A 14,907-nucleotide genomic window follows, 5' to 3' on the forward strand; every position below is an offset into this window, starting at 1 on the left:
GTCCGTCAATCTGGTGCGCCGCTCCGCCCCGCGAAAGGGCTCGGGGGCGGGATGCGCCGGATCGGTGATATCTGGCAAGGGCTTGGGATGAGCGGCGACAAATCCGGGACCGATGGCTGGCGGGCCTTCCTCTACGGCCTCGCCTTCACCGCGGCCGTGGTCGCCGCAGTCAACATCGTCAATGTCATCACCATCGGCCATGAGCAGCCGCGTTTCGGCCTGGCCGGACCCATCGTGTGGGAGGGATCGAGCTGGATCACCTTCAACCTGTTCGCGTGGATTGCTTGGCTGGCGCTGCGGCTGGTGCCGCTGGACAGCCGGCCGCGCTGGCGCGTGCCGCTGGTCCATGCCGCGGCGGCCGTGGCGTTCTCGTTCTGCCACGTCGCCGGCTTCGTGCTCTTGCGAGAGATCGCCTATGCGGCGATGGGCCGGCGCTACGAATTCGGGCCGTTCGGCCTGCACTTCACCTACGAACTCGGCAAGGACGTGTTCGGCTATGCGCTGGCGATCGCGAGCTTCGCGATCGCGCGGTTCATCGTGGACCATTCGGCGCCAAGCCCGGCGACCGGCAGCGACGCGGCCTATTCCATCCGCGACGGCGCGCGCATCCTGCGCGTTCCCATCGGCGATATCCTGGCGATCGGTTCGGCGGGGAACTATGTCGAGTTCGTGCTGCGCGACGGCCGCAAGCCCCTGATGCGCGCGGCGCTGGGCAGCCTCGAATCGGAGTTCGCGCCGCACGGCTTCGTGCGGGTGCACCGCTCCTGGCTGGTCAATCCGGCGCGCATGACGGCGCTGAGGCCCGAAGGCTCGGGCGACTACACGGTCGAACTGGGCGAACTCAGCGTGCCGCTGTCGCGGCGGTTCCCCGAAGCGCTCGCGCGCTTGCGCGCGGCTTAGTCATCCGAAGCCGCGCGCGGCATAGCTCAGGATTCCTTCAGGATCTGCTCGGCGGCGGCATCGAGCAGCTCGGCCATCTTGTGGCGGATGGTGTGTTCGGAGACTTTCGCGGCATCGAGATCGCCGCGCACCTTGCGGTAGACGTCTTCCTCGCCCGGCTCGTCGAAATCGGCGATCACGACCTCCTTGGCATAGGCCTCGGCGTCCGCGCCGGTCTTGCCGAGCTCGCCGGCCGCCCACAGGCCCAGCAGCTTGTTGCGGCGGGCGATGATCTTGAACTGCTTCTCGGCGTCATGGGCCCATTTGCCCTCAAAACCCTTGCGGCGATCCTCGAACGATCCGCTCATGTCTTAACCCCTTGAATTACATAGAATTACCAGGCGCGCGCCGGCGTCCCGCCCGCACTCTAGCGCAAGCTTGTGGACAGCGCAGAGATAGGGGCGTATGCGCGCTTTCGCAACGTTGCCGCAGCCGGACGCGGTGGGTATTTTGCCGCTCCGATGGGGGCAGCCCCCGTTTCGCGTCATCGGCGGAATAAGGACACAACATGAAACGCCGGCGCATGATCTATGAGGGCAAGGCCAAGATCCTCTACGAAGGCCCCGAGCCCGGCACGCTGATCCAGTATTTCAAGGACGACACCACGGCGTTCGACGCCACCAAGAAGGCGGTCTTGGACGGCAAGGGCATCCTCAACAACCGCATCAGCGAATATCTGATGACGCAGCTCAACGCGATCGGCGTGCCGACGCATTTTGTGAAGCGCCTCAACATGCGCGAGCAGCTCATCAAGGAAGTCGAGATCATCCCGCTCGAGGTCATCGTGCGCAATGTGGCGGCGGGCTCGCTGTCCAAGCGGCTGGGCATCGAGGAGGGCACGGTGCTGCCGCGCTCCATCATCGAATATTGCTACAAGAACGACGCGCTGCATGATCCCCTGGTCAGCGAGGAGCACATCACGGCGTTCGGCTGGGCGTCGCCGCAAGACTTGGACGACATCGTCAACCTCACCATCCGCATCAACGATTTCCTCTCCGGCCTGTTCCTCGGCGTCGGCATCAAGCTGGTCGACTTCAAGGTCGAGTTCGGGCGGCTGTGGGAGAATGACTATATGCGCATCGTTCTGGCGGACGAGATCAGCCCCGATTCCTGCCGGCTGTGGGACGTGACCAGCAACGAGAAGATGGACAAGGACCGTTTCCGCCGCGACCTCGGCGGCGTGGTCGAAGCCTATTCCGAAGTCGCCCGCCGCCTCGGCATCATGCCGGACCAGGTGCAGGGCGAGAGCAAGGGGCCACAGCTTGTTCGTTAGGGGAAGCGATTGGCGATGAAGGCACGCGTATTCGTCACCCTGAAGAACGGCGTCCTCGATCCGCAGGGAAAAGCGATCGGCCACGCGCTGAATGGGCTTGGCTTCGGCGCGGTCGGCGAGGTGCGCCAGGGCAAGGTGATCGACCTCGAACTGGCGGAGCAGGACGAGGCGAAAGCCGCGGCCGACCTGAAAGCGATGTGCGAGAAGCTGCTCGCCAACACCGTGATCGAGAAATACGAGATCGAGCTGAAGGGATGAAATCTCACACTTGTCATGGCCCGCGACTGCGGGCCACCCAGGTGACGACGACAGAACGCATGGCCTTCCGGCGAAATCTCCTTCGCGCGCTTACCGATGTGCAGAACCCAACTGGGTGGCCCGCAGTCGCGGGCCATGACAGCTTTTGTGTGGAGGCGTCGAAGTGAAATCCGCCGTGGTCGTCTTTCCCGCCTCGAACTGCGACCGCGATGCGCAGGTCGCGCTCAAGCAGATGACGGGCAAGGACCCGCACATGGTCTGGCACCAGGACAGCGAGCTGCCCGAGGTCGACCTCGTCGTGCTGCCGGGCGGGTTCTCCTACGGTGATTATCTTCGTTGCGGTGCGATGGCGAGCCAGTCGGCGGTGATGCGCGCGGTCAAGGCGCATGCCGAAAAGGGCGGCGCGGTGCTCGGCATCTGCAACGGCTTCCAGGTGCTGACCGAGAGCCATCTTCTGCCCGGCGCGCTGATGCGCAATGCCGGCCTGAAATTCGTCTGCCGCCCGGTGGCGCTGGAGGTCGACGAGACCCAGTCGGCGTTCACGCGCAAATACGAGAAGGGCCAGCGCGTCAGCTTTCCCGTCGCGCATGGCGAGGGCAATTATTTCGCCGACGAGGAGACGCTGGACCGCCTCGAAGGCGACGGCCGCGTCGTGTTCCGCTATGCCGAGGGCGACAACCCCAACGGCTCCTCGCGCAACATCGCCGGCATCCTTTCCGAGAAGCGCAACGTGCTCGGCCTGATGCCGCATCCCGAGCGCACGGTCGATCCCCTGCTCGGCGGCACCGACGGGCGTACGCTGTTCGAGAGCCTGATCGAGACCTTGTCGTGACGGAGATCCCCCCCAACGTCGTCCGCGAGCACGGCCTCACGGACGAGGAATACGCCCATATCAAGCGGCTCTTGAATCGCGATCCCAATCTCGTCGAGCTCGGCATCTTCTCGGTGATGTGGAGCGAGCATTGCTCCTACAAATCCACCCGCGTGCATCTCGCGCGCCTTCCGACCAAGGCGCCCTGGGTGATCCAGGGGCCGGGCGAAAATGCCGGCGTGATCGACATCGGCGACGGCGATGCCTGCATCTTCAAGATGGAAAGCCACAACCACCCCTCCTTCATCGAGCCCTATCAGGGCGCGGCGACCGGCGTCGGCGGTATCATGCGCGACGTCTTCACCATGGGCGCGCGGCCCATCGCGATGATGAACGCACTGCGCTTCGGCGAGCCTTCGCACCCCAAGACCCGGCATCTCGTTTCGGGCGTGGTCAGCGGCATCGGCGGCTATGGCAATTGCATGGGCGTGCCGACGGTCGGCGGCGAGGTGAATTTCCACCGCTCCTACAACGGCAACATCCTGGTCAACGCGATGTGCGTCGGCCTGGCGCGCACCGACAAGATTTTCCTCTCGGCGGCGAAGGGCGCCGGCAATCCCGTCGTCTATATCGGCTCGAAGACCGGGCGCGACGGCATCCATGGCGCCACCATGGCAAGCGCCGAGTTCAGCGAGGACTCCGAAGAGAAGCGCCCCACGGTGCAGGTCGGCGATCCCTTCACCGAGAAGCTGCTGCTCGAAGCCTGCCTCGAACTGATGGCGACGGATGCGATCATCGCGATCCAGGACATGGGGGCGGCGGGGCTCACCTCGTCGTCCGCCGAGATGGCGGACAAGGGCGGCAGCGGCATCGAGCTCGATCTCGATCATGTGCCGCAGCGCGAAGCCAACATGACCGCCTACGACATGATGCTGTCGGAAAGCCAGGAGCGCATGCTGGCGGTCCTGAAGCCCGGGCGCGAGGCGGAAGCCGAACGCATCTTCAAGAAATGGGAACTGGATTTCGCGGTGATCGGCGTCACCACCGACACGCACCGGCTGATCGTCAAGCACAAGGGCGAGATCGTCGCCGATATGCCGGTCACGGCGCTGTCGGACGAGGCGCCGAAATATCAAAGGCCGTTCGAGCTGGCCGAACCGGCGCGCGGCACGCCGGCCTATGACGCTTCGCGGCCGGTCATCGCGTCGCTGAAGACGATCCTGGCCGCGCCCGACATGTGCTCGCGGCGCTGGGTGTGGGAGCAGTACGACCACACCGTGATGGCCGACACGGTGCAGCGCCCCGGCGGCGATGCCGCCGTGGTGCGCGTCCACGGCACGAAGAAGGGCCTCGCGATCACCACCGACGTGACGCCGCGCTATTGCCTGGCCGATCCGTTCGAGGGCGCCAAGCAGGCGGTGGCGGAAGCCTGGCGCAACCTCACCGCGGTCGGCGCCAAGCCGTTGGCGGTGACCGACAACCTCAATTTCGGCAATCCGCAGAAGCCCGAAATCATGGGCCAGATCGTGCGCGGCATCGACGGCATCGGCGAGGCCTGCCGCGCCCTCGACTTCCCGGTGATCGGCGGCAATTGCTCGCTCTACAACGAGACGAATGGCGAAGGCATCCTGCCGACCCCGGCCATCGGTGCCGTCGGCCTGATGAAGGACGTCGCCAAGATGGCGACCATCGGCTTCAAGCGGAACGTCGACGTGATCATGCTGATCGGCGAGAATGCGAACCGCCTTGGGGGCCACCTCGGCCAGTCGATCTATCTGCGCGAGATCGAAGGCAAGGAAGAAGGCGCCGCCCCACCCGTCGACCTGGCGGCCGAACGGCGCAACGGCGATTTCGTGCGCCTCTTGATCGAGGCCGGCGGCATCGACACGGTGCACGACCTCTCGGACGGCGGCCTTGCCGTCGCGCTGGCGGAGATGTGCCTGGCCGGCGGCATGGGCGCGAACATCCGCCTGCCCGAGGGCGCCGATCCGATCCCCTTCCTGTACGGCGAGGACCAGGCCCGCTATGTCGTCGCCTTCCCCTCGGCACTGACGATGCGCGTGTCGGAAACGGCGCGCAATCACGGCGTGCCGCACGTCCTGATCGGCTGCACCGCGCCGGACAAGCTCCTGATCGAGGGCGTCGGCGAGATCGCGGTCGCCGCGCTGAAAGCGGCGCATGAAGACTGGTTTCCGCGCTATATGAGCGGCGAAGAGATTCCGCCGACCAACTAGGATGTCGCCATGGGCATGAAAGCCGCCGAAATCGAGATGTTCATCAAGGACGCATTTCCCGACGCCGAAGTGGCGATCACCGACCTCGCCGGCGACGACAATCACTGGGCCGCGGTCGTGGCGTCCGCCGCCTTCAAGGGCAAGACCCGCGTGCAGCAGCACCAGATGGTCTATGCCGCGCTCAAAGGGAACATGGGCGGCGTCCTCCACGCTTTGCAATTGACGACGCAGGCGAAAGACTGAACGTCAGACGACGTCGCCCCACTCCGCCTTTCGCACGCGACGAAAGGCGTCTGCGTCGCGCTTGGCGATGAAGCGGTTCTCCAGACCGGAAGGCGTGCAAAGTTTGAGTTCGATCCCCGGCTTCGTTTCCTTCGGCGGCGCCAGCACGCGGGCCTTTCCCTCGAAAGCCGAACCGCGCGCGCGGCTGACGGCGAGCCAGGCATAGCGCTCATCCTCGTACGGCACCGACGCGCCCTTCACGTGCATGTGGTCGCGCGAGCGCGGCAGGCGCTGCGAGAAATGGCACCAGTCCGGCGCGACGATGGGACAGGACTGGGCATGGGTGCAGGGACCGAGCACGCCGGCACCGCTCGCGATCAACGTGTCACGGGCGGCGCGGATGCGGGCGAACCCGTCCGGCGTGCCGGGCTCGACCAGGACCAGCACATCGGTCGCGGCGGCGTACAGGCGCTCGACGACGCCGCGCCGCGCGGCGGCGGGGATTTCCGCCAGCACGAAACCGGCGATGACGAGGTCGGCCTGCGGAAGACCGTCGCGAGACAAGTCCGCGGAGAGAAAATTCGCGTCCGCCGCGGGCGAGAGCTTTCGCGCCAGGCCGAGAAAGTGCGGATTGGAATCGGTGAGCGTCAGCCGCGCGATATCCGGCCAGACCTCGCGCGCCGCCCAGCTCGCGGTCGCCGGCCCCGCGCCCGCGTCCAAGAGGGAACGCGGCGCGAAGTCCGGCACGGACCCGCGCGCCTGTTCGAGAACGGCAAGCGCGACGGCATAGGTCGCCGGCAACCGCGCAACCACATAAGCGAGCGTGTCCAATTCGTCCGTGACGGCCAAAGCCGAACCGGAACCGCCGCGATAAAGCTTCGAAATCGCCTGCGCGCGCGCCGCCAGGTCCTTGCGCGAAACGCCTTCGAGCAGGCCGTCCAAGGCGATGCGCAAGCGCGCTGGAAGGGCCGGATTCACGCGCGTTTCCGCGCGCCGGATGGCGCGAACCTTGACGCATTGCGGCATCGGGCATACATGGGAAGCGATCGATCGAACCGAGGGCGCCTTCCGGCGCAGCACCAGATGAGCGACATCCGCCAGCGTATCGACGCCGAGGTCAAAGCCAATCCCGTCGTCCTCTTCATGAAGGGCACGCCCGTTTTTCCGCAATGCGGATTTTCGGCCGCGACGGTGCAGATTCTCTCGCATCTCGGCGTGAAGTTCAAAGCGATCGACGTCCTCAAGGATCCGGAAATCCGCCAGGGCATCAAGGACTATTCCGACTGGCCGACGATCCCGCAACTCTATGTGAAGGGCCAGTTCGTCGGCGGCGCCGATATCGTGCGCGAGATGTTCGAGAACGAAGAGCTCGGCGCCTTCTTCGCCGAGCAGGGCATCGCGCTCGAGAACGCCTAGGCCAGGCCCGAGATTTTCATCGCATCGTTCAAGGGCCGGCGCGGCGATGGCGGCGCCGGCTTTTCCGCATGGCCGAGACGGAAGACGAAGGTCGGCTGCCAGTCCGGCGCTTTCGCCATTGCCGCCAGCGCGCGCTGATAGGTGTCGACGCGGCCCAGCGTCTCGTTGCGGTCGATGCATTCCACCGGCTGGTTCAGCGGCTGCGCGACGAGGCCCGCATCCGTGAGCGCGAGATGGATGCGTTGCCAGGCGCGGCCGGCGGCGATGGCCTGCGCCATGTCGAGCCGGTCCTTCACCAGGATCGCGCCCAGCACCGGCGCGTGGATTTGGACGTCGCGCGTGTTGGCAAGCCAATACCGGTCCTGCGACGCCGGGCTCAGATCGGGAAGCAGCTTGGCCATCATCACGGTGGCGCGCGCCATGCCCCCGGTATCGACGGTGACGCCGTCGCGATGCGCCTCGACCTCGCGCCTTCCGGTGCGGATCCAGCGGGCGCTGTCGGCGGACATCTGCGGATCGGCGACGATGCGCTCGGTGGCGGCGACGATCAGATCGGCCATGTCCTTGCGCGCCTTGGCGTCGTCGAGGAACGCGAGCCGGACATCCAGATCCGAAGCGAGCGCCGCCAGACCGGCCAGGAACGCCTTCGCCACTGGCTTGTCGAGATAGCGGCCGCGATGGGTGTGCCGGCCGGGGATGGCCTCGTAGAGCGGATCGCGGCCCGGCGCGCCCGGGTCCATCGTGACATGCGCCACCGCCTTGGGCTCGTCGGGCAGTGCATTCGTCAGCCTTCCGCCCACGGGGCGCACATAGGCGGTGTAGCCGTAGACGCCGGCGGCGCGCGCCAGATTCTCGATCGCGGCGCCCAGGCCCAGATGCATCTCGCGCCGGAAGGGATCGAAGCTGCCGAGATTGCGCGCCCGGTCGGCGTAGACGGTGATCGTCTCGTCGCCGAGCTGGAACAGCCAGGGCTGCGTATCGTGCGGATTGGCGGCGAGGATGGCGGCCGAGAGGGGACGGGCGATGCCGTCCATCACGCTGCCGCGCCATTGCGCCCAGGGCGCATAGGGCGCGCCGTCCGGCCCGGCGAAGACGCCGCGATCCCAGGCGCGATAGCCGAGCCCCGCGACAACAACGGCGCCCGCGCCGCCCGCAATCATCATCCGCCGCGAAACCATCCGGCCCTCCTATCGCCCGCTGACGAGATAGTAGCGCTCCGGCGCGACCGAAGTGGGGCGGGCGCAACGAATTCGCAGGGATAATCGAGAAAATGCACCGGGCCGTCGTCACGGCGGTGATTTCAGCGTTCCCTCGTCTGTCATGCCCGCGAAGGCGGGCATTCCGCGATCAGGAACAGCCAGGCCGGATGCCCGCTTTCGCGGGACAATCCGGAATCGGATCGATCGAGCGTAGACCCTATCCGCCGAAATGGCGGTGCCAGACCGGCGCGATCGCCGGCCGTTCCGACAGGCTCGACGCCAGCGCGGTGAGCTTGGGGATATGGCCTTGGGCCAGCCACTCGCGCCCAATGCTGCCGCGCCAGCGCGTGAACATCGAGGCGTAGATGTCCAGGATCGAGAAGCCGGACGGCAAGAGCCACGGCCCGGCCGCGAAGCGTTCGACGATCAGGAGCCTTTCGCGAATGCGCTCGCGGGCCTTGGCGCGGAGGCTTTCGGCGCTCTCGCCGTCGCGCGCGAAGCGCTCGGGATAATCGGAGATTTCGACCATCGGATAGATCTCCGACGCCATGAAGGCGAGCCAGCGATAGGCCTGCGCCCGCGCCGGGCCGGCCTGCGGCGGCAGCAGCCGCGCATTGGGGAAGTGATCGGCGATGGTGAGCAGGATGGCGGCGGATTCGGTGATGACCTCGCCCTCGGGCAGGCGCAGGGCGGGGATCTTGCCGCTCGGATTGATGCTCAGGAATTCCGGCTTCTTCTGCTCGTTCTTCTCCAGCGAGACCGAATAGAACTCGTAGGGCGCGCCGGCCTCGGCGAGCACCGCCTCGGCGGAGAACGCGCCCGAACCCTTGTCGCCGAAGACGGTGTAGGTCATCGATTTCCGCTCAAAGCCCGCCCCGCAAAGCTAGGACGGATGGCCGTGAATACAATGCAAAAGGCCGCAGGGCTGCCCTGCGGCCTTTCACGAATTGCCTGCGCCTGTCGCAAGGACCGGCCCTGCGCCCTCAGCGCGAATAGAATTCGACGATGAGGTGCGGCTGCATCTGCGAGGCGTAAGGCACGTCCGACAGCTTGGGCGTGCGCAAGAGCTTGGCCGTCATCTTGTCGTGGTCGACGTTCACATAGTCCGGCGTGTCGCGCTCGGCGCTCTTGGTGGCTTCGAGCACCAGCGCCATCTGCTTGGCCTTGTCCGACAGTTCGATCTGGTCCTTGTCGCCCACCTGGTAGGAGGCGATGGTGACGCGGCGGCCGTTGACCTTCACATGGCCGTGGCTGACGAGCTGGCGGGCGGCGAAGGGCGTGGGCACGAACTTGGCGCGATAGACGACGGCGTCGAGGCGGCGCTCGAGCAGTCCGATCATGTTCTCGCCGGTATCGCCCTGGCGGCGCGAGGCCTCCTGGTAGTATTTGCGGAACTGGCGCTCGGTGATGTTGCCGTAATAACCCTTGAGCTTCTGCTTGGCCTGGAGCTGCGTGCCGTAATCCGACAGCTTCTTGGCGCGACGCTGGCCGTGCTGGCCGGGGCCGTAGGAGCGCTTGTTGACGGGGCTCTTGGGACGGCCCCACACGCTCTCGCCCATGCGGCGGTCCAGCTTGTATTTCGAATTGGCGCGCTTGGTCATGCTTCTTCCGGTCGTAGTAGGCGGATAGTCCGCGAGGTTTGGCGCGGACCGGGGTCCGCGAAGGCGGCGCACTATAGTCAGGCGCGTTGCCAAGTCAACGCCTGCGGATTCGGCCTTAAGCCTTGGAAAGGCTTGGATTTCTTCTCGGTACTCAACCCTGGATTGAGTACCCGGGCCGCTATTTTCCGCGCCGGTAGGACAGGACCTGGAGGACGAAGGCGAGGACGGCGACCACGAGTCCGGCCAGCGCGATGGTGGAGCCATGACCGTGCATGACGGTTCTCCCGCTCGACGATGGACTTTAGCGGCGAAGCGGCGGCCCCGGCAAGCCGGCGCGGACGTCTCTTACAAGAGCCGCCCGCTGCGCTATAGAACCCAAGGCGCGCCAGCGGGCGTGGCGGAATGGTAGACGCACCGGACTTAAAATCCGTAGGACCGAAAGGTCCGTGCCGGTTCAAGTCCGGCCGCCCGCACCACCGGCAGGACCTTCGCTCGCACCGGGCCGCTAATGCGCCGCGGCGGCCGCCGCCGCGGCCGCGACATGGGGCGCGCTGCGGCCGTGATGCCAGCGCCACAGCAGATAGCCGAAGACGGCCGCGAGCACGAGGATGCCGCCGCCGATCAGCGGGCGGAAGGCGAGCCAGGCCAGCGCGATGGTGATCAGCGCGACGGGAATCGTCAGGACGAAGGCGAAGAAGCTCGTCGCGCCCCGCACGATCGTGCCCAGGAAGGGCAGGACCGACGCCAGCGTCGCGATCGGCCCGAAGAACATCGCGAAGCCGGCGAACATCACGACGAAGCCGACGGCCCGCAGGATCCAGGTCAGGAACGCCTCGGCCTGCTGCTGCTCCTTGATCATCTCGCTGGCTTGCGCGTTGCCGGCGCGCGCGAGATGGATGGTGTAGCCGTTGGTCGTCGTATAGGGCGCGAAGCCGTTATGCGATTGCGCCGCCAGCACCGACACCGTCGTACCGGACGACATGCCGGTATAGTGCACGCGCACATCGCCGACGGCGGGCTTGGCGGGATTCTCGCCCTTGTAGAGATTGCCGGCGCTCCGCGCCCAGCCATCGGGTGCGTCGGGCTTGAGCGGCGTCGGCGCGTCGATCATGCCGACCGTGGTCTCGTCCAGCGTGAAGCCGCCCAGATGCGCGTCGCTCGCCGAATATTTGTGCGAGGCGAAAGGCAGTTGCGGATTCTCGTGCCCTTCCGGATGGGCGAAGCCGCTCGAATCGGCGGGCGATTCCGTCCAGGCCTTGCTGTAGGTGTAGGTCGTCGTGGTGGTCTGGCTGCCGCCGGTATTGTCCTGCGTCTTCTCTTCCTTCTTCTCGGTCCAGGCATACATCTCGACGGTGCGGTCGACCGCGACCTGGTTGTCGAAACTCAGGCTGAGATCGGAATCCTGGATCGGCGCGGCGGCTTCCGCCTTGCCGACGACATGGACGAGCTTGCCCTCATTGGCGGGCGCCACCGCATCGGCGGACGTCTCCACGACCACGCCGGAGGCTTCCGCCAGGCCCCGGATCGCCTGCACCGCGCGGCCCTCGTTCCACGACAACAGGACGATGGCGGCAATGACGAGGACCGGCCCCAGCAGGATGCCGACGAAGGAGCCCAGGAAACGCGAGAAGAACCCCTGCGTCGAAGTCGTGGTGAAGCTATCCGGCATGACGTATTCCCCCCTGTCGCCAGAATCGAAGCTAGCGTACTCGCCCTGTGCAAGCCACTGCGCCGGCGCGCGGGCGCGTCCGCTTGCGCCCAAATTTAATGTGGATTCACCACACCCGCACGCGGTTCGCAGGTGCGAGATAGTATTTCTCGTCCGGCAAAATTTGGAACGCGTCGTACCAGCCGTCGATATTGCGCACCGCCTGCGCGCGATACATCGCCGGCGCGTGGCCGTCGGTCAGGATCTGCTGGCGCAGCGCCGCGTCGCGCGTCGCCTGCTGGCGCGTCTGGGCATAGGCGAGGAAGAAGCGCTGCGCGCCGCTGAGGCCGTCGATCGCCGGCGCGTCATGGCCGCCCAGCGAGGCACGCCAGCCGTCGAACGCGGCGGAGAGCCCCGCCACATCGGCGATGTTCTCGCTCAGCGTCTGCTGGCCGTTCACGAAGAGGCCCGGCGACGGGCTGTATTGCGCATACTGCTCGGCGAGCTTGAGCGCGGCATCGTGGAAATGGGCGAAGTCGGCCTTGCTCCACCAGTCGATGAGCCGGCCGTCGGCGTCGAACCGGCTGCCCTGATCGTCGAAGCTGTGACTGATCTCGTGCCCGATGATCGAGCCCATCGCGCCGTAATTGAACGCCGGATCGGCCTTGGCGTCGAAGAAGGGCGGATCGAGGATCGCGGCGGGAAAGTTGAGCGCGTTCTGCAGCGGCAGGTTCACCGCGTTCACCGTCTGCGGCGTCATGCACCAGGTGCCGCGGTCGACCGCGGTTCCCAGGAGCGCGATGTTGCGGCGGTATTCGAAGTCCTCGGCGCGGGCGAGATTGCCGAAGGCGTCGCCGCGCATGACGTCGAGCGCGGCGTAGGAAATCCATCGATCGGGATAGCCGATGCCGACATAGAGCGTGATGAGCTTGTCCTTCGCCCTGGCCTTGGTGGCCGGGCTCATCCAGTCGAGCGCGTCGATGCGCCGGCCGAACGCCGCCTTGATGTTGTCGACCATGGCCTGGGCCTCGGCCCTGTAGGCCGGTGGGAAGTAGCGGGCGGCATAGAGCCGGCCGACCGCCCAGCCGAGCGCATGGTTGGTCAGGGACACCGCGCGCTTCCAGCGCGCCTGCTGCTGCGGCGTGCCCGAGAGGGTCGCGCCATAAAAAGCGAAGCGCTCGTCCGCGAAGGCTTTGGGCAGGACGGACGAATAGTGATTGAGCAGATGGAGGGCGAGATAATCCTTCCATACGGCAAGCGGCGTGTCGGCGACCGCACCGGCCACGCCGGGAATGACGCTGGGCTGCCAGACCACGATCTGGTCCTGGCCGTCGAGTGCGGCACTCTGGAAGAAAGCGTTCCAGTCCAGGCCGGGCGCCTTGGCGGCGAAATCGGCGCGCGCCCAGTAATTGTCGGCCTTCAGCACGTCCTCGCTGTCGGCCCGCGTGGCTTGCGCCCGCGCCAGGCGCGTCTCCAGCGCGACGACCGCCTTGGCGCGGACGTCGGAATCGGCGAAGCCCGCGAGCGCGAAGAGCTTGGCGACATGGGCTTCATAGGCCGACAGGATCTGGAGCGCGGCCGGATCGGCACCGACATAATAGGAGCGGTCCGGCAGGCCCAGTCCGCCCTGCAGCAGATAGGCCCGGTAGCGGTGGGGATCGTCGAGGCCCGGCGCGACCCACAGGCCGAAAATGTTCTCGGTATAGAAATTCGTGTTGTTGAGCGCGTCGACGTCGGCGCGCACCGAACGCCCCAGCGCGTGCGCCAGCGCTTCCTTGTCGGCGATCGCCGCAACGGCATCGAGCCGGGCCTTCAGCGGCGCGAGGCCCTTGGCCTCGATCCCCGCCGCGTCCATGAAGCTCGCATAGAAGTCGCCGATCTTGCGTTCGTCGGAGCCGGGCGGCGACTGGATCTTGGCGATGTCACCGATCAGGTCGGCGGTGCGCCGTGCCGCCTTGTCGCGCAGGGTGGAGAACGAGCCCCAGCTGGCCTGGTCGGGCGGAATGACGGCGGTCTTCAGCCAATTGCCGTTGGCGTAGAGGTTGAAGTCGTCGCCGGGCCGCACGCTGGTGTCCATGTTGGCGCGCTGCACGCCATGGACCGCGGCGGGCACGTCCGCCGCCGCGGCGGTAGCGGCGAGCGCGAGCACGACAAGCGCGGAGCGAAGACGCATCGGGTTTCCTTCCATATCCGTCTGGCGCGGATCGTCCGCGATCCTGGCACAAAGCCCCGCGACGCACGATCACGACCGCGTGGCGCAAAACCGGGAAGCGGAAAACAAAGAAGGGCTGCCCTGTTCGGACAGCCCTTCCATTGTCTTACTGCGGTCCGCTAGGGCACGCGCAGGCGTCGCTTACGCGGCGCGGACCTCACCAGAGGCGAGGATCCAGGTCGCGGCCTTCGACGTCCGCAGGTAATGACAATGAGACACTGGATCACCTCCTTTCAAAGTTGTTGCGTCGCCACATATAGGCGAATTCGGGCCGCTTGATAAGAGGCGCCGGCGACACAGGGCGGAGAAATTCTCCCCTAGCGGAACCGGGCCGCGAGCGCGGCGCCGGCGGAGAGCAGCGCCTCGTCCGAGGTGACGACGACGAGGTCGAAGCCCTTGGCGATCATCGCCTGGGCGTAGTCCACCGACTTGCAATAGATCGCCGCGCGCTTGCCGGCCGCTTTCGCGGCGCCCAGGATGTCGTCGATCGCCTGCACGACGATGGGGTCGGTCTGGTCCGCCCTGGGCTCGCGCCCCAGCGACAGGCCGAGATCGGTCGGCCCGATGAACACGACATCGAGTTCCTTCACCGCCGCGATGGCCTCGACATTGATCAGCGCCTTGGCCGATTCGACCTGCGCCATGGTGAGGATCGTCTCGTTGGCCTTGGCGAGATAGTCGCCGCCGCCATAGAGCACGGCGCGCTTGGGTCCGACGCTGCGCGTGCCCCGGGGCGCGTAGCGGCAGGCGGAGACGAAATGCTCGCATTGATCCGGCGTGTCGATGTTGGGACAGATGATGCCGAGCGCGCCGGCATCGAGGGCGCGGTTCACGTCGCCCGGATTGTTCCACGGCACCCGCACCAGGGGCACCGTGTCGGTGGTGGAGATCGCGGTCAGCATCGCCACCATACCGGCGAAATCCGCCTGGCCGTGCTGCATGTCGACGGTGAGGCTGTCCCAGCCCTGATGGCTGAGGATCTCCGCGCCGACCGAGCCGTTCAGGCTGAGCCAGCAATTGGTCGCGGCGCGTCCTTGCGCCCAGATCTCTCGCAGGCGATTGGCGCGCATTCGAGGCAAGCTCCGGCGGTGTCG

General features: G+C 66.5%; 15 protein-coding genes and 1 tRNA gene. 8 read left to right on the forward strand and 8 right to left on the reverse strand.

Annotation, left to right across the window (positions count from 1 at the left end; all coding sequences use genetic code 11):
- Positions 1-87: 87 nt before the first annotated feature.
- Entirely contained in the window at positions 88-900 is an 813-nt protein-coding gene (locus WDN01_15510; protein ID MEJ0027432.1) for a LytTR family DNA-binding domain-containing protein, read from the forward strand.
- A 26-nt stretch (positions 901-926) separates the two neighbouring features.
- Here the strand turns inward: WDN01_15510 and WDN01_15515 are convergent, their stop codons facing one another.
- On the reverse strand, positions 927-1,247 hold the full coding sequence (locus tag WDN01_15515; GenBank protein MEJ0027433.1) for a DUF1476 domain-containing protein: 321 nt from the start codon (positions 1,245-1,247) through the stop codon (positions 927-929).
- Positions 1,248-1,447: 200 nt separating this feature from the next.
- Here WDN01_15515 and purC point away from each other — a divergent pair, with 200 nt between their 5' ends.
- From purC to WDN01_15540, 5 genes are all read left to right on the forward strand, one after another.
- The gene (gene purC / locus WDN01_15520) at positions 1,448-2,212 is read left to right on the forward strand and encodes a phosphoribosylaminoimidazolesuccinocarboxamide synthase (protein ID MEJ0027434.1); all 765 of its coding nucleotides are present in this window, start codon (positions 1,448-1,450) and stop codon (positions 2,210-2,212) included.
- A gap of 15 nt (positions 2,213-2,227) precedes the next feature.
- Positions 2,228-2,470 (forward strand): phosphoribosylformylglycinamidine synthase subunit PurS, encoded by a 243-nt coding sequence (gene purS, locus WDN01_15525; protein ID MEJ0027435.1) that lies wholly within the window; start codon positions 2,228-2,230, stop codon positions 2,468-2,470.
- A 163-nt stretch (positions 2,471-2,633) separates the two neighbouring features.
- A complete protein-coding gene (purQ, locus tag WDN01_15530; protein ID MEJ0027436.1) occupies positions 2,634-3,302 on the forward strand; it encodes a phosphoribosylformylglycinamidine synthase subunit PurQ in 669 nt (222 codons plus the stop codon).
- Positions 3,299-5,515 carry a phosphoribosylformylglycinamidine synthase subunit PurL gene (gene purL, locus WDN01_15535; GenBank protein MEJ0027437.1) on the forward strand — a complete coding sequence of 739 codons (2,217 nt, stop codon included), beginning with the start codon at positions 3,299-3,301 and terminating at the stop codon, positions 5,513-5,515. The genes purQ and purL overlap by 4 nt, the downstream gene beginning before the upstream one ends.
- Before the next feature lie 9 nt (positions 5,516-5,524).
- Entirely contained in the window at positions 5,525-5,758 is a 234-nt protein-coding gene (locus WDN01_15540; GenBank protein ID MEJ0027438.1) for a BolA family transcriptional regulator, read from the forward strand.
- A gap of 3 nt (positions 5,759-5,761) precedes the next feature.
- Here the strand turns inward: WDN01_15540 and WDN01_15545 are convergent, their stop codons facing one another.
- Positions 5,762-6,715 carry a small ribosomal subunit Rsm22 family protein gene (locus tag WDN01_15545; GenBank protein ID MEJ0027439.1) on the reverse strand — a complete coding sequence of 318 codons (954 nt, stop codon included), beginning with the start codon at positions 6,713-6,715 and terminating at the stop codon, positions 5,762-5,764.
- Between the two features lie 105 nt (positions 6,716-6,820).
- Here WDN01_15545 and grxD point away from each other — a divergent pair, with 105 nt between their 5' ends.
- Entirely contained in the window at positions 6,821-7,153 is a 333-nt protein-coding gene (gene grxD / locus WDN01_15550) for a Grx4 family monothiol glutaredoxin (GenBank protein MEJ0027440.1), read from the forward strand.
- Here grxD and WDN01_15555 read toward each other — a convergent pair.
- The 3 genes from WDN01_15555 to rpsD all read right to left on the reverse strand — a co-directional run bounded on the left by WDN01_15555 (position 7,150) and on the right by rpsD (position 9,953).
- Positions 7,150-8,331: a hypothetical protein gene (locus WDN01_15555; GenBank protein MEJ0027441.1), complete on the reverse strand. Its 1,182-nt coding sequence runs from the start codon at positions 8,329-8,331 to the stop codon at positions 7,150-7,152. The two genes, grxD and WDN01_15555, sit on opposite strands and share 4 nt — an antisense overlap.
- Before the next feature lie 238 nt (positions 8,332-8,569).
- Positions 8,570-9,205, reverse strand: a complete 636-nt coding sequence (locus tag WDN01_15560) for a glutathione S-transferase family protein (GenBank protein MEJ0027442.1) — start codon at positions 9,203-9,205, stop codon at positions 8,570-8,572.
- Between the two features lie 130 nt (positions 9,206-9,335).
- Positions 9,336-9,953, reverse strand: coding sequence for a 30S ribosomal protein S4 (rpsD, locus tag WDN01_15565; protein ID MEJ0027443.1), 618 nt, complete (start codon positions 9,951-9,953; stop codon positions 9,336-9,338).
- A gap of 388 nt (positions 9,954-10,341) precedes the next feature.
- On the opposite strand from rpsD, the gene WDN01_15570 reads away from it, so the two are divergent.
- Positions 10,342-10,429, forward strand: a tRNA-Leu gene (locus tag WDN01_15570).
- A 29-nt stretch (positions 10,430-10,458) separates the two neighbouring features.
- On the opposite strand, the gene WDN01_15575 is transcribed toward WDN01_15570, so the two are convergent.
- The 3 genes from WDN01_15575 to WDN01_15585 form a co-directional block, all read right to left on the reverse strand.
- Positions 10,459-11,622 carry a TMEM43 family protein gene (locus tag WDN01_15575; GenBank protein MEJ0027444.1) on the reverse strand — a complete coding sequence of 388 codons (1,164 nt, stop codon included), beginning with the start codon at positions 11,620-11,622 and terminating at the stop codon, positions 10,459-10,461.
- A gap of 106 nt (positions 11,623-11,728) precedes the next feature.
- Positions 11,729-13,774 (reverse strand): M13 family metallopeptidase, encoded by a 2,046-nt coding sequence (locus WDN01_15580; GenBank protein ID MEJ0027445.1) that lies wholly within the window; start codon positions 13,772-13,774, stop codon positions 11,729-11,731.
- Positions 13,775-14,130: 356 nt separating this feature from the next.
- Positions 14,131-14,883 carry an aldolase/citrate lyase family protein gene (locus WDN01_15585; protein MEJ0027446.1) on the reverse strand — a complete coding sequence of 251 codons (753 nt, stop codon included), beginning with the start codon at positions 14,881-14,883 and terminating at the stop codon, positions 14,131-14,133.
- Between the last annotated feature and the right edge of the window lie 24 nt (positions 14,884-14,907).

The sequence above is a fragment of the Rhizomicrobium sp. genome, from assembly GCA_037200985.1.
Taxonomy (GTDB): Bacteria; Pseudomonadota; Alphaproteobacteria; order Micropepsales; family Micropepsaceae; genus Rhizomicrobium.

What these genes read in the sequence shown, in the direction of transcription:
- WDN01_15510 (MEJ0027432.1), top strand. Translation starts at nt 88, where the DNA reads ATGAGCGGCGACAAATCCGGGACCGATGGCTGGCGGGCCTTCCTCTAC.
- WDN01_15515 (MEJ0027433.1), bottom strand. Translation starts at nt 1,247, where the DNA reads ATGAGCGGATCGTTCGAGGATCGCCGCAAGGGTTTTGAGGGCAAATGG.
- purC (MEJ0027434.1), top strand. Translation starts at nt 1,448, where the DNA reads ATGAAACGCCGGCGCATGATCTATGAGGGCAAGGCCAAGATCCTCTAC.
- purS (MEJ0027435.1), top strand. Translation starts at nt 2,228, where the DNA reads ATGAAGGCACGCGTATTCGTCACCCTGAAGAACGGCGTCCTCGATCCG.
- WDN01_15540 (MEJ0027438.1), top strand. Translation starts at nt 5,525, where the DNA reads ATGGGCATGAAAGCCGCCGAAATCGAGATGTTCATCAAGGACGCATTT.
- grxD (MEJ0027440.1), top strand. Translation starts at nt 6,821, where the DNA reads ATGAGCGACATCCGCCAGCGTATCGACGCCGAGGTCAAAGCCAATCCC.
- WDN01_15555 (MEJ0027441.1), bottom strand. Translation starts at nt 8,331, where the DNA reads ATGGTTTCGCGGCGGATGATGATTGCGGGCGGCGCGGGCGCCGTTGTT.
- WDN01_15560 (MEJ0027442.1), bottom strand. Translation starts at nt 9,205, where the DNA reads ATGACCTACACCGTCTTCGGCGACAAGGGTTCGGGCGCGTTCTCCGCC.
- rpsD (MEJ0027443.1), bottom strand. Translation starts at nt 9,953, where the DNA reads ATGACCAAGCGCGCCAATTCGAAATACAAGCTGGACCGCCGCATGGGC.
- WDN01_15575 (MEJ0027444.1), bottom strand. Translation starts at nt 11,622, where the DNA reads ATGCCGGATAGCTTCACCACGACTTCGACGCAGGGGTTCTTCTCGCGT.
- WDN01_15580 (MEJ0027445.1), bottom strand. Translation starts at nt 13,774, where the DNA reads ATGCGTCTTCGCTCCGCGCTTGTCGTGCTCGCGCTCGCCGCTACCGCC.
- WDN01_15585 (MEJ0027446.1), bottom strand. Translation starts at nt 14,883, where the DNA reads ATGCGCGCCAATCGCCTGCGAGAGATCTGGGCGCAAGGACGCGCCGCG.